Raw genomic sequence first — 22,931 nt, forward strand, 5'->3', positions numbered from 1 at the left:
CGTCAACGCCTATCACAGCCGCCTGCGGGAATGGCTGCGGCCGTTTCACGGGGTGGCCACGCGCTACCTGCCGAACTACCTGGGATGGCGCTGGATACTTGACGCCGGGCGCATCCGCTCGCCAGAAACCTTATTGAAGGCAACGTTGGGAGCGTTCCCACACTTGATGGTGACATAGCTTTTTTTTTCGCCTATTTATTCGCAATACCTATAAATCTGGAAACTAAATTGTATTAGTCAGCGGTTTACGCTTGATGCATAGTGAAAAACTTGTCGAGCCGTCTAGTTTTTTGACGGACCACCGCCAACTTTTTCGGGAGGATGCATCGATGCCTGCTCATATTCTGCTGCTGGACCCGGCGCCGGCCATGCAAGCCTTGCTGCTGCATAACCTGGAAGGGGCTGGCTACCGTGTCCGCTGCGCTGTCGATGCACGCGGTGCGCTGGCGCTGCTGGCGGCGCGCACGCCCGACTTGCTGCTGCTGGAGTGGACCTTGCCGGATGCCTGCGGCCTGGCACTGCTGCGCCAGCTGCGCCAGGATGGCGCGCTGGGCGAATTGCCCATTATCATGGCCAGCGCGCGCGACAGCGAGCAGGACAAGGTGCTGGCGCTGGAAAGCGGCGCCGACGATTACCTGTGCAAGCCCTTCGGCCCCCGCGAAATGCTGGCCCGCGTGCACGCCCTGCTGCGCCGGCGCGGGCCGCAGCACCGCGGGGCGGGCCAGGCGGCGTTGCGGCTCGATCCGCACACCTTGCGCGTGACGGCCGGCAACGTGCCCGTGAACCTGGGCCGGGTGGAATTCAAGCTGCTGCATTTCCTGATGGACCATCCCGGCCGCGTGCACAGCCGCGCGCAATTGCTGGACCACGTATGGGGCCATGCCGCCTACCTAGACGAGCGCACGGTCGACGCCCACGTGGGACGCCTGCGTCACGCCCTGCAGCCGGGCGGCTGCGGCCATCACATCGAAACCGTGCGCGGCAGCGGCTACCGTTACCTGGCGCCCGGCGCCGCCTGCGCCTGATGCTGCTGACGGCGCGGGAACAGGAGTATTTGCTGCACGCCATCGTCGGCGCGCATGGCATCGCCGCGCGCAGCGACTTCTTCCTGTGGAGCCAGGGGCCGTTGCAGGCGCTGCTGCCGCACGCCATCCTCGTCTGCGCGCAGCTGGGCAGCGACGGCACCGTGCTGCGCAGCGAGGCGTGGCATAGCGCCGTGCTCGGGCATGCCGAGTTGATGGAAATCAATGACCCCTGCCATGGCACGGTGGCGCGCCTGGCGCGGGCCTGGCGCGCGGCTGGCCAGCGGGCGCTGGCCGTGGACCAGGACCTGGTGCATGGCAACATGACGGCGGGCGGCGGCAGCCTGTTCGCGCTGCTGGCCATGCCGGCGGCGGACGCGGCGGGCCAGGCTTACCTGCTGGAATTGCTGCTGCCGTATCTGCAGCTGCACTGGCTGGCGCTGCCGGAAAGCCGGCATCCGGCCCTGGCCGGCGCGGCGCGCGCGGCCAGCCCGCGCGAGCTGGAAGTGCTGCGCTGGGTCAGCATGGGGAAAAGTAACGAGGAAGTGGGACAAATCCTCGGCATCAGCGGCTGGACGGTGAAAAGCCATCTGCAGCGCATCTACAAACTGCTGGGCGTGAGCAACCGTACGCAAGCCGTCACGCGCGGCATGGCGCTGCAGCTGATCCGCCGCTAGCGCTGCGGCGGCGGTGCCGCCTGCCGCGCGCCGCCGCCCCCGCCCGTGTGTTCGAGCGTACTGTACGACACCTGCGCCACGTCCGGACTGGCCCGCAGGCGCGCCACCTCGTCCGGCGTCAGCATGGCGGCAAAGCCATTCAGGGCGACCGTGTAGCGGTATTGCACGGGCGCTCCCGCCACCAGCGCCAGCACGGCGCGCTGCCTGTCTTCCAGGTAGGCCGTGTAGCGCCGCGCCGCTTCGCTGTCCGTGTCCAGGCGCTGGCCGGGCACGCTGGTTGGCGCCAGGCCGGGCACGCCGCCCAGGTAGGCGGCCAGCGGCGCATCCGTCAGTTGCACGATGCAGGCCCGCCGCGCCTGCGCCGCGGGCAGCTGCGCCTGCACGGCGCCGGCCAGGCCGCTTGCGCCGGCGACGGCCGCGAGTATCCAGTATGGTGATGGCATGGCATGCTTTCCGGGCGCGGGGGCAGCGCCTGCCATGCCGATTCTACGCCTGGAACCGGCGACGCATAAAAAAAACGCGCCCCGCAGGGCGCGCCGTGTTGCTGCTAGGACGGATAGCCTTACAGCTTGATATCCGTCTTCACGCTGCGCTGGCTGGGGACGGCCAGCGGCAGCGGGTTGTTGGTTTCCACCGACAGCACGGTGGTGGAGGCCGCCGCGTTGTTGCCATCAAGGAAGACCACGCCACCCACGTAGCGCTTGCCAGTTTCCAGCCCTGACCAGCTGACGCCGGCCGTGGCGCTGCCGCCCACATACACCTTGCTGGGCAGGGTGGCCTTCAGGTTGCCGCCCTTGTCGGCCGTCGTGACGACGGCCGACGACAGGCCGAAGCCCGTCGACACGCCATTGGCCAGTTCGTAGCCGATCACGCATACCTTGTAGTTGCCCGCTGCCGGGGTGGTCACGGTGATCGTCTCGTTCGAGCCGGCCGTGGCCGACAGGGCGACGGCCGTGCCGGCGCCGTTGAGCAGCATCAGGTCGAGGTCATTGCCCGCGCCAGCGGTGGTGTCGCGATCGAAGGTTTCGAAGCGCGCCACGACCGTGTTGGCGGGAATGGTGACGTTGATGGCGCGCACGCCGCTGCTGCCCGCCTTGCACGCGGCCGTCATCTGCGCCACGGTTTCCATGCTGCCAGGCGCGGCCTGGTTCACGGTCTGCTCGCTGCGCACGACTTCCTTCAGGCCGCCCGTCGCGGCGCCGACCTTGCCGGCAAAGCCGGTGGCCAGGGTCAGCGAACGCAAGCCGCTGACCTTGTCCGCCTGCAGCAGGGCCGGCGACTGCACGGCGCGGCCCGAGCGTGCCGTGACGGGGCTGCGTACCGTGTGCACGCCGTCGCTCCACACGAGGGCGCCATACTGCCAGGCGTTGTCCGGCGCCGTCGTGCGCGTCAGGGTCACGTTGAAGGACTTGGTTTCGCCGGGCGCCAGCACCAGGCTGGACGGTGCCACCACGACGCTGTAGCCGCTCAGCGAGGCGCTGGCCGTGTAGGTGGCGCTGCTGCTGCCCACGTTGGTGACGCGGCGCGTCACCGTCTGCGTGCCCAGCACGTTGGCGATGGTGATCGACGGCAAGTTCAGGTTGTAGCCGGCGAGGGTGCCGCCCGCGCATTCCGCCGTCATGCCGACGCCGCACATGTATTTCTTGTAGTCGGCCAGGTTGGCGTCATATACGAGGCCGGGATCGGTGGCCTTATTCGGCGTCACGTGGCCGGCGCCCTGGCCCCAAGGCAGGATGCCCCGCGCGTCGCCCGCCTGGGCGTCGGGCAGGGTGGTGCTGCCGGTGGTCATCAGGGCCGACTTGATGGCGGCCGGGCTCCAGTCCGGATGCTGCTGGCGTAGCAGGGCGGCCAGGCCGGCCACGTGCGGGCTGGCCATCGACGTGCCTTGCAGGAAGATGTAGGCTTGCGCCGGCACCAGGCTGCCGCTCTGCACGGCATCGCGCTGCGCGCGCGACAGGGCAGGCGTGCCGCCGGCCAGGATGTCCACGCCAGGCGCCGTGAGGTCGGGCTTGAGCAGGTTGGCGTCAAACAGGTTCGGGCCGCGCGACGAGAAGTCGGCCACCACGGGCGCGGCGGGGCCGTTGCCGTTGGTGACGAAACGCGAGATGGCGGCCGTGGCCGCGCCCGTCTGTGCCTGGGCGTTGATCAGTGCGCCATCGGCGGCGCTCACGTGCACGGCCGGCAGCACGTGCGGGTCGGACACCAGGCCCAGGCCCGTGTCGACCAGCACCATGCCGGCGCCGCCCGCTTCCAGCACGGCCACGCCCTTGTCGGTGCGCGCCGTGGTGCCGCGCAGGCAGCTGACGACCTTGCCGGCCACCTTGGCCGGGTCCAGCAGGGCCACGCCGCCGTTGTCGCCGGCGCGGTAGCACAGGGCCAGTTTCTGCGCATCGGCGCCGGGCAGGCCCGCATCCTGGGCGCGGATCAGCGGCGTGCCGGGCAGCGGGTTGTAGTTGAGCGAGGCGCCCGTGTACTTGGCGCCATTGCTCAGGGTGACGGTGGCCTGGTTGGCGCGGTTGTGCGTCGAGGCGGCGACCGTCGTGATCCATGGGCTGACGTGGGCCACGGTATTGGCCGGACCCGAATTGCCGGCCGAGGCGGCCACGAAGACGCCCGCATTCGACGCGTGCAGGAAGGCTTGCTCGACGGGGTCGTTGACGGCGCCGCCGCCGCTGATCGAGTAGTTGATGACGTGCACGCCATCCTGGACGGCTTTTTCGATGGCCGCCACGCTGTCGCCGCCGTAGCAGCCGTTCTTCGCGCCCGTGGCCTGGGTGGCCAGGTTGTAGGACCAGCATACCTTGTAGACGGACAGGCGGGCGCGCGGCGCGATGCCGGCGATGGCGCCCAGCGGGGTGCCGGCCACGGTGACGGGCACGCCCGCGTTGCCGCCCGCGGTGGACGAGGTGTGCGTGCCGTGGCCGCCTTCGCCGCTGGGGTCGCCAACGGAGTCGCGCGGCGAGGTGAATTCGCTCCAGTGCTGGATCTTGTCCGTTTCCGTCAAGCGCACGGCATTGAAGTATTGCGCGCCGATCAGCTTATTGTTGCAATGGTCTTGCGTAAAGCCTTCGCCCGTCTGGCAGCTGCCTTTCCAGGCGGCAGGCGGGGCGCCGTAGGCCAGGGTGGCGTTCGGATCGAAGGTGGGCGTGCCGTTGGCATCGACCTTGTCCGCATACGACAGGTTTTCCGGCCACACGCCGCCGTCGACGATGCCGATGATGATGTCTTCGCCCGCGTGCTGCTTGCCGCCCAGCTGGCTCCACAGGCCGCCCGGCTGGTCCAGGCCGAGGAAGGTGGGCGTGTAGTTCGTTTGCAGGGCGCGCGGCTCGTCGGGGGCGATGCTGGCCACTTCGCCGCTCGCCTGCAGCTGGCGCACTTCGGCGTCGGTCAGCAGGGCGGCAAAGCCGTTGAGGACGATCTTGTACTGGTATTGCACGGGGGCGGAGGCGACGAGGGCTTGTACCCGGGCCTGTTTCTGCTCGAGGTAGTCGCCGTACAGCTGCACTTCCGCGCTGGCCAGGTCGAGGCGGCCGCCGTCGGCAGGCTGGGTGGCGCCCAGGCCTTCCACCGTGCCGGCGTACGAGGCGATCGGTTTATCGGTGAGCTGCACGATGTAGGGGCGGCGCAGGTCGTCGGCGTGGGCCTGGAAGCTCAGGCTGGCAAACAGGCTCAGTGCGGCGAGCGAAATGGGACGCAAAGCGGGACGGAATGTCATGTGGGATTTCCTGGTAACGGTAACGGGAACGGAATGGGAGGATCAGGCTTGCCGGCGGCGCGCCGCGAAACCGATGCCTGCCAGGCCCAGCAGCATCATCGCGTAGGTCGATGGCTCCGGTACCGAGGCGACGATATTGTCGAGCGCAAACTGTCCCTTGTTGGAGCTGAAGGCGCTGCAGCTGCCCGCCGTGTTGCAAGTGAAGCCGAAGAAGGCCAGCGACGCGAATTGCTGGCTGCCGAAGCTGGCGCTGGTGTTGTAGTGCTGGAACTGGAAGTTGCCGCCGATGGGGCCGCCCAGCTGGTAGGTTTCATAGATGGACGAGCCATTGGCGTAAAAGCCCTGCACGCGCAGCAGGCCGGCGACGGCCGGGTAGCTGACGCCCTGGGCGTAGCCGATGAAGCTGGCGTCGAAGCCCTGCAGGCTGACGCTGCCGCCGGCGCGCAGCGGGTCGAGATAGACGATGCCGTCGTTGAGGGAGGCATAGTAATTGCTCGTATTGTTGGTCGGGCACGCCATGCCGCAGGCGGCCGGGTCCGATCCGTCGAAGACCGCGCCGACCAGGTCGCCATAGCTGGCGCCGGCCACGTTGGATGCGCCCGTCAGCACGAAGTTGCCGAATTCCAGGGCGTCGCCATGGCCGACGAACTGGCTGTCCAGGTTGTCAAAGTTGATCACTTCCGCGATAGCGGAGGGGGCGCAGGCGGCAGACAGGGCCAGGATGGCGGCACCGGCCAGCTGCTTGGCGGAGAAGGGGCTTGCTGCGAAAGCGGCCTTCGAATGCACAATACGAGTCATGAATTTTCCCTTGGTGATTTATGTCGGATGCAATATGTTTTGCGTCTTGGATGCTCTTTCCTGTGCGGACGGATAAGACCAGTGCCCAGAAAATTGATTTTTACTATAGCAAAAGAGGCAATTCCATTGTTCAATATTCTTTCAAATTTAATTTGAAAGTTACAAATAATGAATGAATAAAATTCATCTTTTACTATGAAATAGTGACCAGAAGTAGATAGTTTCCGCAATGAAAATAGTTGGGTAATTGACCATGGCCGCTGGCGTGCGCGCCGCCGTGGCAGTTTCGCGCACACTGGATGGTTTCCTCGGGAATTTGTTGTTCACCATGCAAATAAAAGGTTGTCGTAACCATAAGCGGCATGGTAGGCTGATAAGCATCGGGCAAGCGCGTGCCGTCCGTGCGTGGCCATCAGCGGCGCACAGCGGCGCAATGTATTGAAGGTAGGCAAGAAGGAGTTACCGGATGCATGCAGCACACAGGCAGAATTTGGCGGCGGCGCGCGGTGCGCGCGGGTTTACTTTGCTCGAATTACTGGTCGTTATCGTCATCATCGGCTTGCTGGCGGCCTATGTGGGGCCCAAGTATTTCGCCCAGCTGGGCAAGTCCGAAGTGACGGTGGCCAAGGCGCAGATCGAGGCGTTCGAGAAGTCGCTCGACACCTACCGTCTCGACGTGGGACGCTATCCCACCACGGAAGAAGGCCTGGCCGCCTTGCTGGTCGCGCCGCCCACGGCCGGCACGCGCTGGAACGGCCCTTACCTGAAAAAGGCCGTGCCCCTCGACCCGTGGGGCCATGCCTATCAGTACCGCGCCCCTGGCAGCAAGGGCGAATACGATATCGTTTCCATGGGCAAAGATGGCCAGCCGGGCGGCAGCGGCGAGAATGCCGACATCAGCTCGCAATAAGCGCATCGCCACTTTTTTTCCTACGGATACGCCATCATGCAGTTTGAAGTACGCGCGCTCTCCACGGACGAGGCGGTAGCCACCCTGTCGACCTGCGTGATCGACGGCCGCGACGAAGCGGACGCGCGTCGCCAGGCCGAGGCGCGGGGCCTGTTTGTCAGCGCCATCCGCCCCTTGCGCGCCACGCCGTTCAGCGCCGCCGGGCGCCAGCGCGCGCGGGCGCTGCCCCTGCTGCTGTTCAGCCAGGAATTGCTGGCCCTGCTCAATGCGGGGCTGGGCATCGTCGAGGCGCTCGAAGCGCTGCTGGAAAAGGAAGCGTCGCCGGCCACGCGCAGCGTGCTCACGCGCCTGCTGGAAGGCTTGCGCGAAGGCAAGCGCTTTTCCGCCGTGCTGGCAGAGCAGTCCGAACTGTTTCCGCCGCTCTACATCGGCATCGTCAAGGCGGCCGAGGGCACCAGCGACCTGCCGCGCGCGCTGTCGCGCTACATCGATTACCAGCAGCGCATCGACACGGTGCGCGCGAAGATCGTCAGCGCCGCCATCTATCCCGCCATCCTGCTGGCCGTGGGCGGCGGCGTCAGTGCCTTCCTGATCAGCTATGTGGTGCCCCGTTTCGCCGAGGTGTACCAGGGCGCCGGGCGCAACCTGCCGTGGATGTCGCAGGTCATGCTCAGCTGGGGCCAGTTCGTCACCGAGCATGGCGTGCTGCTGCTGGCCGGCGTGGCCATCGCCGGCGGCGGACTGTGGACGGCCGTGCGGCGCGTGCTGCGCAACGGCGGCGTGGCGCGCCTGCTGGCGAAGCTGCCCGGCATCGGCGAGCGCGTGCGCATCTATGAACTGTCGCGCCTGTACCTGACCCTGGGCATGCTGGCCGAGGGCGGCATCACCATCGTGCAAGCCATTTCCACCGTGCAGGCCATGGTCTCGCCGCGCATGCAGGCGTCCCTGCAGCAGGCGCGCGCCGCCATCGAGGCGGGCCAGCCCCTGTCGTCCGCCTTCGAACAGCACCAGCTGACGACGCCGATCTCGCTGCGTATGCTGCGCGTGGGCGAGCGCACGGGCGACATGGGCCCCATGCTGACCCAGTCCGCAGCCTTCTATGACGGCGAAATCAGCCGCTGGATCGACCGTTTCACGCGCACCTTCGAACCCCTGCTCATGGCCGCCATCGGCCTGGTCGTGGGCGCCATCGTGATCCTGCTGTACATGCCCATCTTTGACCTGGCCGGCGATATTTCATGATGCAGACTACTTCCGTGCCGGCGGCTCTTGCCGCCGTGGCCATCGACCCCGCGCTGCTGCAGCGCGCCCGCACCCTGTGCCTGCAATCGAAGCGCAGCCTGGTGGAGGAACTGCAGCAATTGAGCGGCATCGACGCGCGCGCCGTCGTGCGCGCGCTGGCGCGCCCGTTCGGCCTGGACGTGCTGGAAACGGCGGACATGCTGGCGCTGTCGCCCGCGTTCGACCTGCTGCCGCTGTCGCAGGCGCTGGCGCGCCACAGCGTGCTGCTGCGCGCCGCCGACGGCCAGCTGCTCGGCGTCATCGCCGATCCCTTCGACCTGGACCTGCAGACCTGGCTGGGCGCGCGCGCCGGCCAGGGCGCCTTGAGCGTGCGCCTGGCGCTGCAGGCCGACATCGGCGCCTACCTGTCGAAGCAGGAAGAATCGGCGCGCGCCGTCGACAGCCTGCTGCCCGGCGCCGCCACGGACGCGCGGCGCGACGGCAAGACGGCGGCCGTGCTGTCGTTCGCCAGCGTGTCGGAAGCGGCCAGCCCCGCCGTCAAGCTGGTCAACTCGACCCTGTATGACGCGCTGAAGGCGGGCGCCTCGGACATCCACCTGGAAAGCACGGCCGGCGGGCTGGCCGTCAAGTACCGCGTCGACGGCGTGCTCGATCACGCCACCTCCGTCAACGGCATCGAGGTGGCAGAACACATCATCTCGCGCCTGAAGGTGCTGGCCGAACTCGATATCGCCGAACGCCGCGTGCCGCAGGACGGCAGCTTCCGCGTCGAGGCGGGCGGGCGCGAGATCGACCTGCGCGTCTCCATCATGCCCAGCATCCACGGCGAGGATGCCGTCATCCGCATTCTCGACAAGCGCGCCATGATCGAGGCATACGGCGCCCTGACGCTGGAAGCGCTGGGCTTTGACGCGCCGTCGCTCGAAGCCCTGCGCGCGCTGGCGCAGGAAGCGTACGGCATGCTGCTGGTGACGGGACCGACCGGCTCGGGCAAGACCACCACCCTGTACGCGGCGCTGACGGAAATCCACAACGGGCGCGAAAAGATCATCACCATCGAGGACCCCGTCGAGTACCAGCTGCCCGGCATCCTGCAGATCCCCGTGAACGAAAAGAAGGGACTGACGTTTGCCAAGGGCTTGCGGTCCATCCTGCGCCACGACCCCGATAAAATCATGGTGGGCGAGATCCGCGACCGCGAGACGGCGGAAATCGCCGTGCAGTCGGCCCTCACGGGCCACCTGGTGCTCACCACCGTGCATGCGAACAATGTCTTCGACGTGTTCGGCCGCTTCACGCACATGGGCATCGACCCGTATGCGTTCGTCTCGGCCCTGAACGGCATCTGGGCGCAGCGGCTGATCCGCACCAACTGCCCCCACTGCGCCACGCAGTACACGCCCGACGACGCGGAACTGGCCAGCGTGGGCCTGGCGCGCGCCGACGTGGCGGGCTATGCATTCAAGCAGGGCAAGGGTTGCGGCGACTGCCGCGGCACGGGCTACAAGGGGCGCCGCTCGATCGCGGAAATCCTCGTGCTGACGGATGAAATCCGCGAACTCATCGTCGACAAGAAGCCGATCCGCCAGATCAAGGCGGCCGCGCATGCGAACGGCACGCGCAGCCTGCGCCTGGCGGCGCTGGAACTGGTGAAGCGGGGCGCCACCACCATCACGGAAATCAAGAGGGTCACCCTGCATGCGTAAAGGCTTGGAAAAGTTCAGCTTGGGACAGGGATTGCGCCTGGGCGTGGCCTCGGGCAGCGTGAGCCTGTGGCGTACCAGCCGCTGGCGGGCGCCCGCCTGGACCTTGCTGGCCGAACAGGAATATGTGCCGCAGGACGGCCTGCATGGCGATTTTGCCGGCCTGGGACGAGTCCTGGAACAGCTGCTGCCCGAGGGAGCATACGCGGGACGGTCCCTGTCCGTGGTGCTCGACGATGCGCTCGTGCGGCTGTGGCAGGTGGACCTGCCGCAAGGCGCCACGCGCCTGGCCGATATCGAGGCGGCCGCCGCGCTGCGCTTCCAGTCGCTGTATGGCGATGCTCCCGGCCTGTGGCACAGCAGCCGCGCCTGGGATGCGCGCGCGCCGTTTTTCTGCGCCGTGCCGCGCGCGCTGCTGGCGCAGCTGACCCGCGTGGCGGCGCAGCGCAGGCTGGCCCTGATGTTCATCACGCCGCAGTTCGCGCGCCACTGGAACCGCTGGCAGGGCGCGCTCAAGCCGGGTGCCTGGTTCGGCCAGCTGCAGGAACACACCTTGCGCCTGGGCGTGCGGCACGATGGCCGCCTGCGCGCCGTGCGCGCGCTGCCCGTGCGGCCTGGCGCCGGCCATGACTGGCTGGAGCAGGCGCTGGCGCGCGAAGCGCTGCTGCTGGGCGTGTCCGAGCCGGCGCTGCTGCAGCTGTGCGGCGCGGCGCCGGTGGCGTGGCTGGCGCCGCGCGCGGCGGGCAGCTTCGCCTGCGTGCCGTTCGCGCCGCCCGGCGACGACGGGGGGCTGTCGCCGGTCGCCCGGCTGGCCCACAGCGGAGGCCTGGCATGACGCGCCTGGATATCGATTTCGCCCCGCCCGGCTGGCGCCGCAGCCTGCACCGCGTGCCCGCGTGGGCGTGGTGTGCCGGCGTGCTGGGCGCGGTGCTGGCCGTCACGGCCGTGTGGGCCGGCAGCGCCGCGCTGCAGCGCCAGCATGCGAGCGAGGCGCGCTGGCTGCGCGCCCAGCAGCGTGTCGCGCAAGCCACGCAAGGAGCGGCGCCGGTGGCGCAGGCGGTCATCGCGCCGGCGCAGGCGGCGGCCGTGAATGCCGCCATCCTGCAATTGAACCTGCCGTGGCGCGACGTGCAGGATGCGCTGGCCAGCGCCACGCCGCCCGCAGTCGCGCTGCTGGCGCTGGAGCCGGACGCGCGCAAGCGCATCCTGAAAATCACGGCCGAGACGACGGGCAGCGATGCCATGGTGGCGTATGTCGCGCAGCTCAAGCAGCAGGAGCTGTTCGACGGCCGGGTGCAGCTGCTGCGCCATGAAATCAATGCGCTCGACCCGAACCGGCCCTTGCGTTTCCAGCTCGAAGCGCGCTGGGGGGCGCCATGATGGCCATCGACCTGCATGTCCTGCGCCTGCGTGCGCAACTGCTGCTGCGCCGCGCGGGCCTGCCCGCCTGCCTCGCCGTGGCCTTGCTGGCGCTGGGCGCGGCCGCCTGGAGCTGGGCCTGGCAGCAGCGCGCCGTGGCGGCGCAGCTGGAAGCGCGGCCCTTGCCGCAGCCATCGCTGGCCGTGGCGGCCGTGGCGCCGCCGGCGACGGCCAGCGACAACCTGGCCCGTTTCTACGCCGTGCTGGGACAGCAGCGCCATGCGGAGCAGCAGGTCAAGCTGCTGTTCGACCTGGCGGCAAAGAATGGCCTGCTGCTGGCGCAGGGCGAGTACAAGAGCGGCTACGACAAGGCCGGCAGGGTCGCCACCTACCAGGTGACCTTGCCGCTGAAGGGCAGTTATGCGGCCGTGTGGCAGTTCGCGCTGCAGGCCCTGCGTGCCGTGCCGTTTGCCTCGCTCGATGAACTGAGCTTTCGCCGCGAGCAGATCGCCGACACGCAGCTCGAAGCGCGGCTGCGCCTGACGTTCTACCTGGCCGACGCGCCGTCCGGCGGCGCGGGAGGTGCGCCATGACGCCGCGCCACATGCTGCTGCTGGCCGGGGTGCTGGGGGCGGGTGCCCTGCTGCTGTTCGGCGAGCGCCAGCCCGTGGCCGACGTGGCCGAGGCGGTGGAGCGGGCCGTGGCGCCCGCGCGCCATGCCGCCCGGCCGCAGGCGCCGCAGCCGGCCATCCTGGCGCTGCTGCCGCGCAGCGAGGTAGCGGGCGAGGATGGCGACACCTTCGGCGGCGCCGACGGGGTCTTCCAGAGCCAGAGCTGGACCCCGCCGCCGCCGAAAATGGTCGTCGCGGCCCCGCCGCCGCCACCGCCGCCGATGGCGCCGCCGCTGCCCTTCGTCTACCTGGGCAAGGCGGCCGCCGACGGCGCCTGGGAAGTGTTCCTGTCGCGCGCCGACAAGACCTACATCGTGCGCACGAATACCGTCATCGATGGCGCCTACAAGGTGGTGGCCATCGCGCCGCCCGTCATGACGCTCACTTATCTGCCGTTGAACCAGGTTCAGCAGCTCAACATTGGAGTACTCGATTGATGCCTCGTTCCTTCCTTACGGCGCCGTTCCTGCGGCGCGCCAGCCTGGCGTCGCCGCTGCTGCTGGTGCTGCTGGCCGGCTGCGCCGGGCAGATGGCCTACCGCGACGGGCGCGAACTGATTGCGCAAGACCAGGTGCCGGCCGGCCTGCAAAAGCTGCAGGAAGCGCTGCAGCAGGACCCCGGCAATGCGCAGTACCGCAGCGCTTACCTGCAGGCGCGCGAGCGGGCCACCAGCAGCCGCTTGCAGCAGGCCGAGCGCCAGGCGCAAGCGGGGCAGGGCGAACTGGCCCGCGCGAGTTTTCTCGGCGTGCTGGCGATCGACGCGCAGAACGAACGGGCCAACAGCGGCCTGCGCGCGCTCGAACGCGAACAGCGCCAGGACAAGCTGCTGGCCGAAGCGCGGAACGACATCGAGGCCAAGCGCTACGACCCCGCGCGCCAGCGCCTGAATGCCATCCTGACCGAGCAGCCGGGCCACGCCGGCGCGCGCCCGCTGCTGCGCGACGTCGACGAAAAGACGGCGCCGCCCGTGGTGGAATCGGGCCTGGCCAAATCGTACAAGCAGCCGATCACGATCGAATTTCGCGACGCCCCGTTAAAGCAGGTGTTCGAGCTGATCGCGCGCCGCTCCGGCCTCAATTTCGTCTTCGACAAGGACGTCAAGGCGGACGCGAAGACGTCCATCTTCCTGAAAAACAGCACGGTGGAGTCGGCCGTGTACTTCCTGCTGGTGACGAACCAGCTGGAACAGCAGGTGATGGATGCGAACACCATTTTGATCTATCCCAACGTGGCGGCGAAATTGAAGGAATACCAGGAGGTGCTGGTGAAAACCTTCTTCCTGGCGAACGCGGACGCCAAGCAGGTGGCCAACACGCTCAAGACCATTTTGAAGACGCGCGACGTGGTGGCCGACGAAAAGCTCAATCTCGTCATCGTGCGCGACACGCCCGAGGCGATCCGCCTGGCCGAGCGACTGATCGCCCTGCAGGACGTGCCGGAGGCGGAAGTGGTGCTGGAGCTGGAAATCCTCGAAGTCAAGCGCAGCCGCCTGCTGGCGCTGGGCGTGGCCTGGCCATCGAGCCTGACCCTGACGCCGCTCTCCACCTCGGGCGGCGCGGGGCTGACCATCAGCGACCTGAATAACCTGAACCAGCGCAGCATCGGCGTGAGCGACCTGTCCGTCACGGCGAACGTCAACAAGACGGATGGCGACGCGAACATCCTGGCCAATCCGCGCATCCGCGTGCGCAACCGCGAAAAGGCGAAATTCGTCATCGGCGACAAGGTGCCCGTGATTACCACCACCATCTCGCCGGGCACGGGCGGCTTCGCTTCCGAGTCGATCAGCTACCTGGACGTGGGCCTGACGGTGAATGCCGAACCGACCATCTACCTGAACAACGAGGTGGGCATCCGCATCTCGCTGGAAGTGAGCAACCTGGGCGCGGCCACCATCACCAAGAGCGGCTCGACCCTGTACCAGATCGGCACGCGCCAGGCGTCGACCATGCTGCAGCTGAAGGATGGCGAAAACCAGGTGCTGGCGGGCCTGATCAACAACGAGGAGCGCAGCTCGGGCAACAAGGTGCCGGGCCTGGGCGACATTCCCGTGCTGGGGCGCCTGTTCGGCAGCAGCAAGGATGACAGCCAGAAGACGGAGATCGTGCTGTCGATCACGCCGCACCTGGTGCGCACGGTGCAGCGTCCGGAAGCGAAGGAGTCGGAATTCTCGGCCGGCACGGAGGGCAGCTTCCGCCGCCGTCCCGACATGGCCGCCAGGGCGCCCACGCAGATGCCGGGCACGGTGATCGTGCGTTCCGGCCCGTCCGCCGTCGGCATGCAGCCGGCGCCGCCGCAGCCGATGATGGTGCCGGGCCAGCTACCGCAGCCGCTGCCGCAGACAGTGCCTGCGCCCGAGGTGACGCCGTCGCCCGAGGCGCCGGCGGCCTCGCCCCTGCCGATATCGTCCGGCCAGCCCGTGCCGCTGCAGACGGCGCCCTTGCCGCTGTCGTCCGGCCAGCCCGTGCCCGTGGCGCCGCCGCCCGCCAAATGAGGCTGCCGCGCGCACGGGGTGGTTTCACCCTGATCGAGCTGCTGGTGACCCTGGCCATCCTGGGCGTGCTGGGCACCCTGGTGCTGCCCGTCACGCAGGTGACCCTGCAGCGGCGCCAGGAGCAGGAGCTGCGGCGCGCGCTGCGCGACATCCGCCAGGGGCTCGACGCGTACAAGCGCGCCGGCGACGAGGGGCGCATCGTGCGCGCGCCCGACGCCAGCGGCTATCCGAAAAGCCTGGAAGCGCTGGTCGAGGGCGTGCCGGACCAGCGCAGTCCGAAACGCAGCAAGATATTCTTCCTGCGCCGCGTGCCGCGCGACCCGTTCAACGCGGACGCCAGCCTGAGCGATGCGCAGACCTGGGGCAAGCGCAGCTATGCCAGCGAGGCTAGCGAGCCGCGCGAGGGCGACGATGTGTACGATGTGTATTCGACTTCCAGCAAGACGGGCCTGAATGACGTGCCTTACCGCAAATGGTGAACCATGCCTGCCGATAATCCTGTCGCGCGCGTGCGCGGCTTTACCCTGATCGAACTGCTGGTGGTGCTGGGCATCGTGGCGCTGCTGCTGACCCTGGCCGTGCCGCGCTACTTTCCCAGCCTCGACAAGGCGAAGGAAACCGTGCTGGCGGATAATCTGCGCAACCTGCGCATGACCATCGACCAGTTCCACGGCGATACGGGCCGCTACCCCGACAGCCTGGAGCAGCTGGTGGACAGGAAATACCTGCGCGCCATGCCCATCGACCCCATCACGGACAGCGATGCCAGCTGGCTCATCGTGCCGCCGCCCGACGAAACGCCGGGGCAGGTGTATGACGTGAAGAGCGGCGCGCCGGGCAAGGATCGCAGCGGCACGCCGTTCGCGGACTGGTAGCGGCGATGCGTCGTCCCGACCCCATCCGGCTGGGCCGCCAGCGGGGCTTTACCTATCTGGGCCTGATCATCCTGGTGGCCATCCTGGGCCTGGTGGGAGCGGCGGGCCTGAAGATGGGTTCGCTGCTGCAGCGCCAGGCGGCCGAGCAGGAATTGCTCGACATCGGCGCGCAGTTTTCCGACGCCCTCTACAGTTACGCGGCCGCCACGCCGCCGGGCCAGCCCCAGCAGCCACCGGATCTGGCGGCCCTGCTGCGCGACCCCCGCTTTCCGCAGGTGCGTCGGCACTTGCGCAAGCTGTTCGTCGACCCCGTCACGGGACGCGCCGAATGGGGCTTGCTGTACCAGCCCGGCAGCAACGGCATCATCGGTGTGCACAGCCTGTCGCAAGCCGCTCCTTTAAAGGTGGGAAACTTCGAGGCCCGCTTCGCCGGCTTCGAGGGCCGCGCCCGCCTGTCGGAATGGCATTTCATGCTCAACGCGCAAGGCTTGCCGCCGGCAGGGCAGGGCACGGCAGCCGGACCTGGTGGTGCGGCGCCGGAGAGCGGGCCAGGTGCACCCCCGGCCGCGCCGGCGCCACCGTTGTTTTCCCGCCCTATTTCCCCACCGCAAGAACAGACGCCCCAGGAACCGCCACCGCCCGCCGAAGGGGAGGAATTGCCTGCCGTAGAGGCGGAAACGGTCGTGCCGCGATAAAAAGTTGCCGCAAGTAGATAGAAATGTCGGTAACTATTTTCCACTGGAAAGTGACCGATGCAGGCAAATATTTCAGTTTGAAAATAGTTATCTTGGATGAAACTTCGATAAAATATTTATAAGAAATTCGATGCAATTATGCTACCATCCTCATCAGTACTTCCGGTACTAAAACTATTGGTGGCCTGCGCAGTGCAGCCATAAATTACTTTTGAGGGATAAACTATGAAATTGAAATTTATCGCTGCAGGCATTCTGGCAGCAGCATCGTTCAGCGCGTCGGCAGCAACGTACGACCTCGGCATCCTGGATCCATCGGGTTCCGATACCTTGTCCGCCATCACCACCAAGTTTGCCGCCAACACCGCAGTTGACGACTTCTGGACCTTCAAGCTGGTCACGCCATCGTCGACCTCGTTTGGCGCCCTGCAGACGTTCTCGGTCGTGGAAGGCGCCATCAAGGACTTCTCCGCCACCTTGCTGGGTTACGGCAACCTGACCTACTCCGCCGCTGCCGGCATCCAGAGCCTGAGCTGGGATGGCCAGCTGGCCGCCGGTTCGTACACCGTGCACGTGACGGGCCTGACGGGTCTGAAAAACGCCGCCTACCTGGGTTCCGTCTCGGCCCTGCCAGTGCCAGAGCCAGAAACCTATGGCATGCTGCTCGGTGGCCTGGTGCTGGTCGGCGCCGTGGCACGCCGTCGCGCCAAGAAAGCTGCTTAAGCTTTCTCCGCAACGAAAAAAAACCCGCTTCGGCGGGTTTTTTTTGTCTGTCGTGAGTACGGCGAGACGCAAGCGTCATCGCCGGCGCCATGGACAAGCTGCGCAGGGTTCGGCGTCAAGTCGAAGACAGTACGTGAGTATGGCGAGAAGCAAGCGTCATCGCCGGCGCCATGGACAAGCTGCGCAGGGCTAGGCGCCAAGTCGAAGACAGTACGCCAGTACGGCGAGACGCAGGCAACAACGCCCTGTGCAGCTTGTCACGCGTGGCGCTTGAAGTCGCGGAAGCGGAAGCCAACGAGGAACAGCGTGGCAAAGTACGCCACGCCGCACAGGGCCACCACCAGCGCCAGGGCGCCGGCGCGCAGCAGCGGGTGCGCCTGCATGGCGATCCAGTCGATGCGCATGGCGCCAAAGTACGCCACGCCGCCCATGACGACGAGGGCCGGCAGCAGGCGCAGGAAGAACTTGGCCCAGCCCGGTTTCGGCTGATAGATGCCGCGCTTGCGCAAGCCCCAGTACAGGAAGCTGGCGTTCAGGCAGGCGCCCAGGCCGATGGACAGGGCCAGGCCGGCCACGGCGATGTAGGGCACGAACAGCAGATTCATCAGCTGCGTGGCGATCAGCACGCCGATGGCGATCTTCACGGGCGTGCGGATGTCCTGGCGCGCATAGAAGGCGGGCGCCAGGGTCTTCACGAGGATGATGCCGATCAGGCCCAGGCTGTAGGCCACCAGCGGTTCCGTCGACATGGTCACGGATTCGGCCGTGAACTTGCCATAATGAAACAGGGTGGCGATCAGCGGCGTGGCCAGGGTCGCCATGCCGACGGCGGCGGGCAGGGCCAGCAGGAAGGTCAGGCGCAGGCCCCAGTCCAGCAGGGCCGAGTATTCCGTCTTGTCGCCATCCACGTTCGCCTTCGACAGGCTGGGCAGCAGGATGGTGCCCAGGGCCACGCCCAGCATGGCGGTGGGAAATTCCATCAGGCGGTCCGCATACGACAGCCAGGAAATGCTGCCTTCGGCCAGGCGCGAGGCGATGCTGGTGTTGATCATCAGGCTGATTTGGGCTGCGGAGACGGCGAACACGGCCGGACCCATCTTCTTCAGCACGCGGCGCACGCCGCCGTCGGACAGGCCGATGGCGGGATTGATCGACAGGCGCGGCAGCATGCCGATCTTGACCAGCGCGGGAATCTGGATGGCCACCTGCAGCAGGCCGCCGGCGAACACGGCGATGGCCATGGCGTAGATCGGCTGTTTCAAGTAGGGTGCGAGGAACAGCGAGGCGGCGATGAACGACAGGTTCAGCAAGACGGGGGTGAACGCGGGAATCTTGAATTCGCGCCAGGTATTCAGGATGCCGCCGGCCAGGGCGACGAAGGACATGCAAGTAATATAAGGGAACATCAGCCGCGTCATCCACACGGCCGCGTCGAAGGCGCCCGGGTCCTTCGACAGGCCCGTGGCGATGGCATACACGAACCACGGCGCGCCGACGATGCCGACCAGCGATACCAGCAGGGTGGCCCAAACGAGGGTGGTGGCCACGTGGTCGGCCAGCTGCTTGCTGGCTTCCTGGCCGTGCTGGTTCTTGTATTCCGACAAGATCGGCACGAAGGCTTGCGAGAACGCCCCTTCGGCGAACAGGCGGCGCAACAGGTTGGGGATGCGGAAGGCAACGATGAAGGCGTCCGTGTAGGCGCCGGCGCCAAAGGCGCGCGCGAACAGGCTTTCGCGCAATAATCCGGTTACACGGGACAGCATGGTCATGCTGGAAATGGCGGCGAGGGTTTTAAGCAAGTTCATGGGGGCAGATTATAGCCGCGCACGGCCCCGGCAAAGGCTTAAAATATGGTAACAATCGGTATTGTTTCGCCCTTGCCGGCCCCGTTTTTCGGTGTTTTGGGGACGATACACGGTTTTTTGATTTGCCCCCGCTTGAAAATATCGCTATAATCGAAGGCTGTACAGAATTCTGTTACGCAGACACTAATGTTTGACAGGCACTGGTTTGGCACACATGGTTCGGCAGACGCACAGAACGCACCGGTTGGCAAACACTAATGTTTGCAAACGCACTTTGACCCTGTTTTAGGAAATTCCATGGCAAATACCGCACAAGCGCGCAAACGCGCTCGTCAAGCAGTTAAGCAAAACGCACACAATTCGTCCCAACGTTCGACCTTGCGCACGGCTATCAAAGCTGCTCGCAAAGCGATCCAAGGTGGCGACAAGGCAGCTGCTGCTGCAATCTTCCAAGCATCCGTGTCGACCATCGACCGTATCGCTGACAAGAAGATCATCCACAAAAACAAGGCAGCTCGCCATAAGAGCCGTCTGGCAGCTGCTTTGAAAGCACTGTCCGCTTAATATTCGCCAGCAGGCAAGCCGCCAAGGTGGCCTTGCCTGTGCCGGTACGCTGGCACTGGTTGAAAAGCAAAAACCCGCAGATTCGTTCTGGCGGGTTTTTTCGCGTTTTTTCACTTTTTTTGCGCGCTTTCCCCGGCCGCGCCTGCCTGCGGCCGGGCCCAGTCCTAGCGCAGCGGCGGCAGGTTGCCGATGCTCATGCCCGGCTTGATATTGTGCTGCCGGAACCAGCCCAGGTTCATTTCCAGGGCATAGCGCACGGGCACGGTCCGCGTCGAGCAATGGCTGTCGAGCGTGTGCGGCTGCATGTCTTCGATATTGACGATCTTGCCGCCCGCATCGATAAAGGCCACCGACAGGGGCAGGGGCGTATTCTTCATCCACATGCACTGGGTCGCCGGCGCGCCGAAGACAAACAGCATGCCCGCATTGGCCGGCATCTTTTCGCGGTACATCAACCCCTGTTCCCGCTGTTCTTCCGTGGCAGCCACTTCCGCCTGGATCAGATGCATGCCAGCCGACAATTGCATGCTCTTGCCCGGCTGCGCCTGGACTGGCGCATGGCCCAGGCCGGCGCAAGCCAGCAAGGCGATGAACAGGCGGGGATTGCCAAGGGGATTTTTCATGGAGGCGGGCGGTAGCAGAAGATGCGGCGATTAAGCCATGCCCCCGCCCGCAAGGTCAAGCATTGCGCCTGGCCGCGCCGAAAGCGTGGGGCTGCAGCAACACGGCGCTTGCCGCAGCCCGTGTTCCGCCTACTTCGCCGGCTTGGCCTGGTCGGCGGCTGGCTGCCTGGTCTTGCGTGCCTGCGGGATCAGGCGCTGCGGCGCGTCGGTCGCGGCCGATGCCTTGGTGGCCGCGCCCGAACGCGCGGCATCCGTCGCTGCCGATGCGTTGACCGATGCCGATGCGGGCGCCGGCTTGCTGGCGTCGGTCGCGGCCGATGCGTGGCTCGTCGCCGATGCGGGCGGCGGCGTCGGCTTGCTGGCATCGGTGGCTGCCGAAGCGTACACTTGCGCACCCGATTGGGCCAGCGCGGAGCCGGCCAGCAGGGTGGCCGCCAGGGCCAGGATTGCTTTCGTCATCATCGTTCCTCTTTCGTCAGGTTAAGGTGAGATGATTTTAATGCATTATCTAAAAATAAATAGTGCTTATTGGCAAAAAATGGACAGGAAGGCGTTGCCGCCTGCCTGACTCACGCCTTGCCGATGGCCGCGGCCGGTACTTCGCACCATTCGCCCGGCAGCAAGGGGTGGCTGGCCAGTGAAAACGGGCCGATGGCGCTGCGCACGAGGCGCAGGGTGGGCAGGCCGACGGCCGCCGTCATGCGCCGCACCTGCCGGTTTTTTCCTTCCTTCAAAGTGATCGCCAGCCATGAAGTCGGTTTGTCGGCGCGCGAGCGGATGGGCGGATTGCGCGGCCACAGCCAGTCCGGCTCGGCGATGCGCACGGCCTTGCATGGCAACGTGGTGAAGTCGCCCAGGTCCAGCGGCGCCTGCAGGCGCGCCAGGCTGGCCGCGTCGGGCACGCCGTCGACCTGCACGAGGTAGGTTTTCGCCTCCTTGCGGTCGGGGTGGCTGATGTCGTGCTGCAGGCGCCCGTCGTCCGTCAGCAGCAGCAAGCCTTCGCTGTCGGCGTCGAGCCGGCCGGCCGGATAGATGCCGGGGATGGTGAGATGGTCGGCCAGGGTGGCGCGGCCTTCCTGCGGCGAAAACTGGCACAGGACCTGGAACGGTTTGTTGAAGAGGATGAGTGGCATGCGGATGGACTGTTCGTGTTGCAAGGATGGTGATGGCTGGGCGGCGCCGCAAAAGCATGGCGCCTTGTAGGATACTGGTGCATAATATGAAACGCTGGTCTTATGTCTTATAGAAGACCTAGGCGGCGCGGCGGTCGGCTTTCCCGGTGCTGCGCCCGGCATCGCGATGCAGGTGGCCCGGGTGTTCTTTCCCTGCTAAAGTGCGTTGTTACTGCCATGTTCGGACTTGTTTTTTGTAAACTCTGCAATCGCAGAGCGCATCGCCGGCCCGCGTCGCCTGCCTGCGGTGTGTCCCACTTCGGAGATCACGATGTATCAACATATCACTGTACCTGCTGACGGCCAAAAAATCACCGTCAACGCCGATTTTTCGCTGAATGTACCAGATAATCCTGTCATCCCCTTCATCGAGGGCGATGGCACGGGCATCGATATCAGCCCGGTCATGATCAGGGTGATCGACGCGGCCGTGGCCAAGGCCTACGGCGGCGCGCGCAAGATCAGCTGGATGGAAATCTATGCGGGCGAAAAATCGACGAATGTGTACGGTCCCGACGTGTGGCTGCCCGAGGAAACGCTGGAGGTGCTGAAGGAGTACGTCGTCTCCATCAAGGGGCCGCTGACGACGCCCGTGGGCGGCGGCATCCGCTCGCTCAACGTGGCCCTGCGCCAGCAGCTCGACCTGTACGTCTGCCTGCGCCCCGTGCGCTACTTCACGGGCGTGCCGTCGCCCGTGAAGGAGCCGGAAAAGACGGACATGGTGATTTTCCGCGAAAACTCGGAAGACATCTATGCCGGCATCGAATACCAGCAAGGCTCCGAGGGGGCGAAAAAGCTCATCGACTTCCTCGTCAAGGAAATGGGCGTGACGAAGATCCGCTTCCCGGCCACGTCCGGCATCGGCATCAAGCCCGTCTCCATCGAAGGCACGCAGCGCCTGGTGCGCAAGGCCATCCAGTACGCCATCGACAATGACAAGCCATCCGTGACGATCGTGCACAAAGGCAACATCATGAAGTACACGGAAGGCGGCTTCCGCGACTGGGCGTATGCGCTGGCGCAAAAGGAATTCGGCGCCGAGCTCATCGATGGCGGCCCGTGGTGCAAGTTCAAGAACCCGAAGACGGGGCGCGACATCATCATCAAGGATTCCATCGCTGACGCGTTCCTGCAACAGATCCTGCTGCGTCCGGCCGAATACAGCGTCATCGCCACCCTGAACCTGAACGGCGACTATATTTCCGACGCGCTGGCGGCCCAGGTGGGCGGCATCGGCATCGCGCCGGGCGCCAACCTGTCCGATTCCGTGGCCATGTTCGAAGCGACGCACGGCACGGCGCCGAAGTACGCGGGCAAGGATTACGTCAATCCCGGTTCCCTGATCCTGTCGGCGGAAATGATGCTGCGCCACATGGGCTGGCTGGAAGCGGCCGACCTGGTGATTTCCTCGATGCAAAAGTCGATCGCCTCGAAGCGCGTCACCTACGACTTCGCCCGCCTGATGGAAGGGGCCACGCAAGTGTCGTGCTCCGGCTTTGGCGAAGTGATGGTCGAGCACATGTAAGGGAGGGGCAGGGCGCCGCGCGCCCTGCGGACGAAAAAAAACCCCGTTTCGCAACGGGGTTTTTCACATCTGAGGGCCGGCGATGCTTAGGCTGCTTGGATGTTGGAAGCTTGCTTGCCTTTAGGGCCTTGCGTGACTTCGAATTGAACTTTTTGACCTTCTTTGAGGGTCTTGAAACCGTTCATGTTGATTGCGGAGAAATGAGCAAACAAATCTTCGCCGCCATCATCTGGAGTGATGAAGCCAAAACCTTTGGAATCATTGAACCACTTAACTGTACCTGTTGCCATAAAAAGAACTTTCAAAATTAAAACAAATCACACGAGCCATAAAAGCAAGAAGCTTCTTGCCCCCTCCT

24 protein-coding genes and 1 pseudogene are annotated in these 22,931 nt (G+C 66.0%); 17 read left to right on the forward strand and 8 right to left on the reverse strand.

Annotated features, from left to right (window positions below; genetic code table 11):
• The 3 genes and pseudogenes from EBS11_RS17025 to EBS11_RS17035 all read left to right on the forward strand — a co-directional run.
• A pseudogene (locus tag EBS11_RS17025) lies at positions 1–178 on the forward strand (IS1595 family transposase); the annotation flags it as partial.
• 151 nt (positions 179–329) lie between these two features.
• The gene (locus EBS11_RS17030; protein ID WP_290604696.1) at positions 330–1,025 is read left to right on the forward strand and encodes a winged helix-turn-helix domain-containing protein; all 696 of its coding nucleotides are present in this window, start codon (positions 330–332) and stop codon (positions 1,023–1,025) included.
• Positions 1,025–1,699: a LuxR C-terminal-related transcriptional regulator gene (locus tag EBS11_RS17035; protein WP_290604698.1), complete on the forward strand. Its 675-nt coding sequence runs from the start codon at positions 1,025–1,027 to the stop codon at positions 1,697–1,699. The genes EBS11_RS17030 and EBS11_RS17035 overlap by 1 nt, the downstream gene beginning before the upstream one ends.
• On the opposite strand, the gene EBS11_RS17040 is transcribed toward EBS11_RS17035, so the two are convergent.
• The 3 genes from EBS11_RS17040 to EBS11_RS17050 all read right to left on the reverse strand — a co-directional run bounded on the left by EBS11_RS17040 (position 1,696) and on the right by EBS11_RS17050 (position 6,212).
• On the reverse strand, positions 1,696–2,142 hold the full coding sequence (locus EBS11_RS17040; protein WP_290604700.1) for a protease inhibitor I9 family protein: 447 nt from the start codon (positions 2,140–2,142) through the stop codon (positions 1,696–1,698). The genes EBS11_RS17035 and EBS11_RS17040 overlap by 4 nt on opposite strands.
• A 119-nt stretch (positions 2,143–2,261) precedes the next feature.
• Positions 2,262–5,414: a S8 family serine peptidase gene (locus EBS11_RS17045; RefSeq protein ID WP_290604701.1), complete on the reverse strand. Its 3,153-nt coding sequence runs from the start codon at positions 5,412–5,414 to the stop codon at positions 2,262–2,264.
• A gap of 42 nt (positions 5,415–5,456) precedes the next feature.
• Positions 5,457–6,212 (reverse strand): NF038120 family PEP-CTERM protein, encoded by a 756-nt coding sequence (locus tag EBS11_RS17050; RefSeq protein ID WP_290604702.1) that lies wholly within the window; start codon positions 6,210–6,212, stop codon positions 5,457–5,459.
• A 466-nt stretch (positions 6,213–6,678) separates the two neighbouring features.
• Here EBS11_RS17050 and gspG point away from each other — a divergent pair, with 466 nt between their 5' ends.
• The 12 genes from gspG (at position 6,679) to EBS11_RS17110 (ending at position 16,884) form a co-directional block, all read left to right on the forward strand.
• Positions 6,679–7,122, forward strand: coding sequence for a type II secretion system major pseudopilin GspG (gene gspG, locus EBS11_RS17055; protein ID WP_290604703.1), 444 nt, complete (start codon positions 6,679–6,681; stop codon positions 7,120–7,122).
• A gap of 36 nt (positions 7,123–7,158) precedes the next feature.
• Positions 7,159–8,364, forward strand: coding sequence for a type II secretion system F family protein (locus tag EBS11_RS17060; RefSeq protein WP_290604704.1), 1,206 nt, complete (start codon positions 7,159–7,161; stop codon positions 8,362–8,364).
• Positions 8,364–10,070: a GspE/PulE family protein gene (locus EBS11_RS17065; protein ID WP_290604749.1), complete on the forward strand. Its 1,707-nt coding sequence runs from the start codon at positions 8,364–8,366 to the stop codon at positions 10,068–10,070. The genes EBS11_RS17060 and EBS11_RS17065 overlap by 1 nt, the downstream gene beginning before the upstream one ends.
• Positions 10,063–10,902, forward strand: coding sequence for a hypothetical protein (locus EBS11_RS17070; RefSeq protein WP_290604705.1), 840 nt, complete (start codon positions 10,063–10,065; stop codon positions 10,900–10,902). The genes EBS11_RS17065 and EBS11_RS17070 overlap by 8 nt, the downstream gene beginning before the upstream one ends.
• Entirely contained in the window at positions 10,899–11,447 is a 549-nt protein-coding gene (locus EBS11_RS17075) for a hypothetical protein (protein ID WP_290604706.1), read from the forward strand. Before EBS11_RS17070 ends, EBS11_RS17075 begins: the two co-directional genes overlap by 4 nt.
• Entirely contained in the window at positions 11,444–12,019 is a 576-nt protein-coding gene (locus tag EBS11_RS17080) for a hypothetical protein (RefSeq protein ID WP_290604707.1), read from the forward strand. Before EBS11_RS17075 ends, EBS11_RS17080 begins: the two co-directional genes overlap by 4 nt.
• Positions 12,016–12,534 (forward strand): hypothetical protein, encoded by a 519-nt coding sequence (locus tag EBS11_RS17085; RefSeq protein ID WP_290604708.1) that lies wholly within the window; start codon positions 12,016–12,018, stop codon positions 12,532–12,534. The genes EBS11_RS17080 and EBS11_RS17085 overlap by 4 nt, the downstream gene beginning before the upstream one ends.
• Positions 12,534–14,591 carry a secretin N-terminal domain-containing protein gene (locus EBS11_RS17090; RefSeq protein ID WP_290604750.1) on the forward strand — a complete coding sequence of 686 codons (2,058 nt, stop codon included), beginning with the start codon at positions 12,534–12,536 and terminating at the stop codon, positions 14,589–14,591. The genes EBS11_RS17085 and EBS11_RS17090 overlap by 1 nt, the downstream gene beginning before the upstream one ends.
• Positions 14,588–15,070 (forward strand): type II secretion system protein, encoded by a 483-nt coding sequence (locus tag EBS11_RS17095; protein WP_290604709.1) that lies wholly within the window; start codon positions 14,588–14,590, stop codon positions 15,068–15,070. The genes EBS11_RS17090 and EBS11_RS17095 overlap by 4 nt, the downstream gene beginning before the upstream one ends.
• Before the next feature lie 3 nt (positions 15,071–15,073).
• The gene (locus EBS11_RS17100) at positions 15,074–15,466 is read left to right on the forward strand and encodes a type II secretion system protein (protein ID WP_290604710.1); all 393 of its coding nucleotides are present in this window, start codon (positions 15,074–15,076) and stop codon (positions 15,464–15,466) included.
• A 5-nt stretch (positions 15,467–15,471) separates the two neighbouring features.
• On the forward strand, positions 15,472–16,161 hold the full coding sequence (locus EBS11_RS17105) for a type II secretion system protein (RefSeq protein WP_290604711.1): 690 nt from the start codon (positions 15,472–15,474) through the stop codon (positions 16,159–16,161).
• 225 nt (positions 16,162–16,386) lie between these two features.
• The gene (locus EBS11_RS17110; protein WP_290604712.1) at positions 16,387–16,884 is read left to right on the forward strand and encodes an FxDxF family PEP-CTERM protein; all 498 of its coding nucleotides are present in this window, start codon (positions 16,387–16,389) and stop codon (positions 16,882–16,884) included.
• A gap of 257 nt (positions 16,885–17,141) precedes the next feature.
• Here the strand turns inward: EBS11_RS17110 and murJ are convergent, their stop codons facing one another.
• Complete coding sequence (murJ, locus tag EBS11_RS17115) at positions 17,142–18,689, reverse strand: murein biosynthesis integral membrane protein MurJ (protein ID WP_290604713.1); 1,548 nt, start codon at positions 18,687–18,689, stop codon at positions 17,142–17,144.
• A 297-nt stretch (positions 18,690–18,986) separates the two neighbouring features.
• Here murJ and rpsT point away from each other — a divergent pair, with 297 nt between their 5' ends.
• The gene (gene rpsT, locus EBS11_RS17120) at positions 18,987–19,253 is read left to right on the forward strand and encodes a 30S ribosomal protein S20 (protein WP_010395935.1); all 267 of its coding nucleotides are present in this window, start codon (positions 18,987–18,989) and stop codon (positions 19,251–19,253) included.
• A gap of 164 nt (positions 19,254–19,417) precedes the next feature.
• On the opposite strand, the gene EBS11_RS17125 is transcribed toward rpsT, so the two are convergent.
• The 3 genes from EBS11_RS17125 to EBS11_RS17135 all read right to left on the reverse strand — a co-directional run bounded on the left by EBS11_RS17125 (position 19,418) and on the right by EBS11_RS17135 (position 21,009).
• Entirely contained in the window at positions 19,418–19,876 is a 459-nt protein-coding gene (locus EBS11_RS17125; RefSeq protein ID WP_290604714.1) for a DUF192 domain-containing protein, read from the reverse strand.
• A gap of 129 nt (positions 19,877–20,005) precedes the next feature.
• Complete coding sequence (locus EBS11_RS17130) at positions 20,006–20,338, reverse strand: hypothetical protein (RefSeq protein ID WP_290604715.1); 333 nt, start codon at positions 20,336–20,338, stop codon at positions 20,006–20,008.
• A gap of 107 nt (positions 20,339–20,445) precedes the next feature.
• On the reverse strand, positions 20,446–21,009 hold the full coding sequence (locus tag EBS11_RS17135; RefSeq protein WP_290604716.1) for a pseudouridine synthase: 564 nt from the start codon (positions 21,007–21,009) through the stop codon (positions 20,446–20,448).
• 310 nt (positions 21,010–21,319) lie between these two features.
• On the opposite strand from EBS11_RS17135, the gene icd reads away from it, so the two are divergent.
• Positions 21,320–22,573, forward strand: a complete 1,254-nt coding sequence (gene icd, locus EBS11_RS17140) for an NADP-dependent isocitrate dehydrogenase (RefSeq protein ID WP_290604717.1) — start codon at positions 21,320–21,322, stop codon at positions 22,571–22,573.
• 86 nt (positions 22,574–22,659) lie between these two features.
• Here icd and EBS11_RS17145 read toward each other — a convergent pair whose 3' ends face one another.
• Positions 22,660–22,863, reverse strand: coding sequence for a cold-shock protein (locus EBS11_RS17145; protein ID WP_010395943.1), 204 nt, complete (start codon positions 22,861–22,863; stop codon positions 22,660–22,662).
• Between the last annotated feature and the right edge of the window lie 68 nt (positions 22,864–22,931).

Origin of the sequence: Janthinobacterium sp., assembly GCF_009923995.1 — a bacterium.
Taxonomy (GTDB): domain Bacteria; phylum Pseudomonadota; class Gammaproteobacteria; order Burkholderiales; family Burkholderiaceae_D; genus Janthinobacterium.

Coding starts and splice junctions, on each gene's coding strand:
- EBS11_RS17090 (WP_290604750.1), top strand. CDS start 12,534: ATGCCTCGTTCCTTCCTTACGGCGCCGTTCCTGCGGCGCGCCAGCCTG.
- EBS11_RS17080 (WP_290604707.1), top strand. CDS start 11,444: ATGATGGCCATCGACCTGCATGTCCTGCGCCTGCGTGCGCAACTGCTG.
- EBS11_RS17145 (WP_010395943.1), bottom strand. CDS start 22,863: ATGGCAACAGGTACAGTTAAGTGGTTCAATGATTCCAAAGGTTTTGGC.
- EBS11_RS17070 (WP_290604705.1), top strand. CDS start 10,063: ATGCGTAAAGGCTTGGAAAAGTTCAGCTTGGGACAGGGATTGCGCCTG.
- EBS11_RS17130 (WP_290604715.1), bottom strand. CDS start 20,338: ATGATGACGAAAGCAATCCTGGCCCTGGCGGCCACCCTGCTGGCCGGC.
- EBS11_RS17040 (WP_290604700.1), bottom strand. CDS start 2,142: ATGCCATCACCATACTGGATACTCGCGGCCGTCGCCGGCGCAAGCGGC.
- EBS11_RS17030 (WP_290604696.1), top strand. CDS start 330: ATGCCTGCTCATATTCTGCTGCTGGACCCGGCGCCGGCCATGCAAGCC.
- EBS11_RS17085 (WP_290604708.1), top strand. CDS start 12,016: ATGACGCCGCGCCACATGCTGCTGCTGGCCGGGGTGCTGGGGGCGGGT.
- EBS11_RS17095 (WP_290604709.1), top strand. CDS start 14,588: ATGAGGCTGCCGCGCGCACGGGGTGGTTTCACCCTGATCGAGCTGCTG.
- EBS11_RS17125 (WP_290604714.1), bottom strand. CDS start 19,876: ATGAAAAATCCCCTTGGCAATCCCCGCCTGTTCATCGCCTTGCTGGCT.
- EBS11_RS17045 (WP_290604701.1), bottom strand. CDS start 5,414: ATGACATTCCGTCCCGCTTTGCGTCCCATTTCGCTCGCCGCACTGAGC.
- EBS11_RS17110 (WP_290604712.1), top strand. CDS start 16,387: ATGAAATTGAAATTTATCGCTGCAGGCATTCTGGCAGCAGCATCGTTC.
- EBS11_RS17050 (WP_290604702.1), bottom strand. CDS start 6,212: ATGACTCGTATTGTGCATTCGAAGGCCGCTTTCGCAGCAAGCCCCTTC.
- EBS11_RS17135 (WP_290604716.1), bottom strand. CDS start 21,009: ATGCCACTCATCCTCTTCAACAAACCGTTCCAGGTCCTGTGCCAGTTT.
- EBS11_RS17075 (WP_290604706.1), top strand. CDS start 10,899: ATGACGCGCCTGGATATCGATTTCGCCCCGCCCGGCTGGCGCCGCAGC.
- EBS11_RS17035 (WP_290604698.1), top strand. CDS start 1,025: ATGCTGCTGACGGCGCGGGAACAGGAGTATTTGCTGCACGCCATCGTC.
- murJ (WP_290604713.1), bottom strand. CDS start 18,689: ATGAACTTGCTTAAAACCCTCGCCGCCATTTCCAGCATGACCATGCTG.
- gspG (WP_290604703.1), top strand. CDS start 6,679: ATGCATGCAGCACACAGGCAGAATTTGGCGGCGGCGCGCGGTGCGCGC.
- icd (WP_290604717.1), top strand. CDS start 21,320: ATGTATCAACATATCACTGTACCTGCTGACGGCCAAAAAATCACCGTC.
- EBS11_RS17060 (WP_290604704.1), top strand. CDS start 7,159: ATGCAGTTTGAAGTACGCGCGCTCTCCACGGACGAGGCGGTAGCCACC.
- EBS11_RS17105 (WP_290604711.1), top strand. CDS start 15,472: ATGCGTCGTCCCGACCCCATCCGGCTGGGCCGCCAGCGGGGCTTTACC.
- rpsT (WP_010395935.1), top strand. CDS start 18,987: ATGGCAAATACCGCACAAGCGCGCAAACGCGCTCGTCAAGCAGTTAAG.
- EBS11_RS17100 (WP_290604710.1), top strand. CDS start 15,074: ATGCCTGCCGATAATCCTGTCGCGCGCGTGCGCGGCTTTACCCTGATC.
- EBS11_RS17065 (WP_290604749.1), top strand. CDS start 8,364: ATGCAGACTACTTCCGTGCCGGCGGCTCTTGCCGCCGTGGCCATCGAC.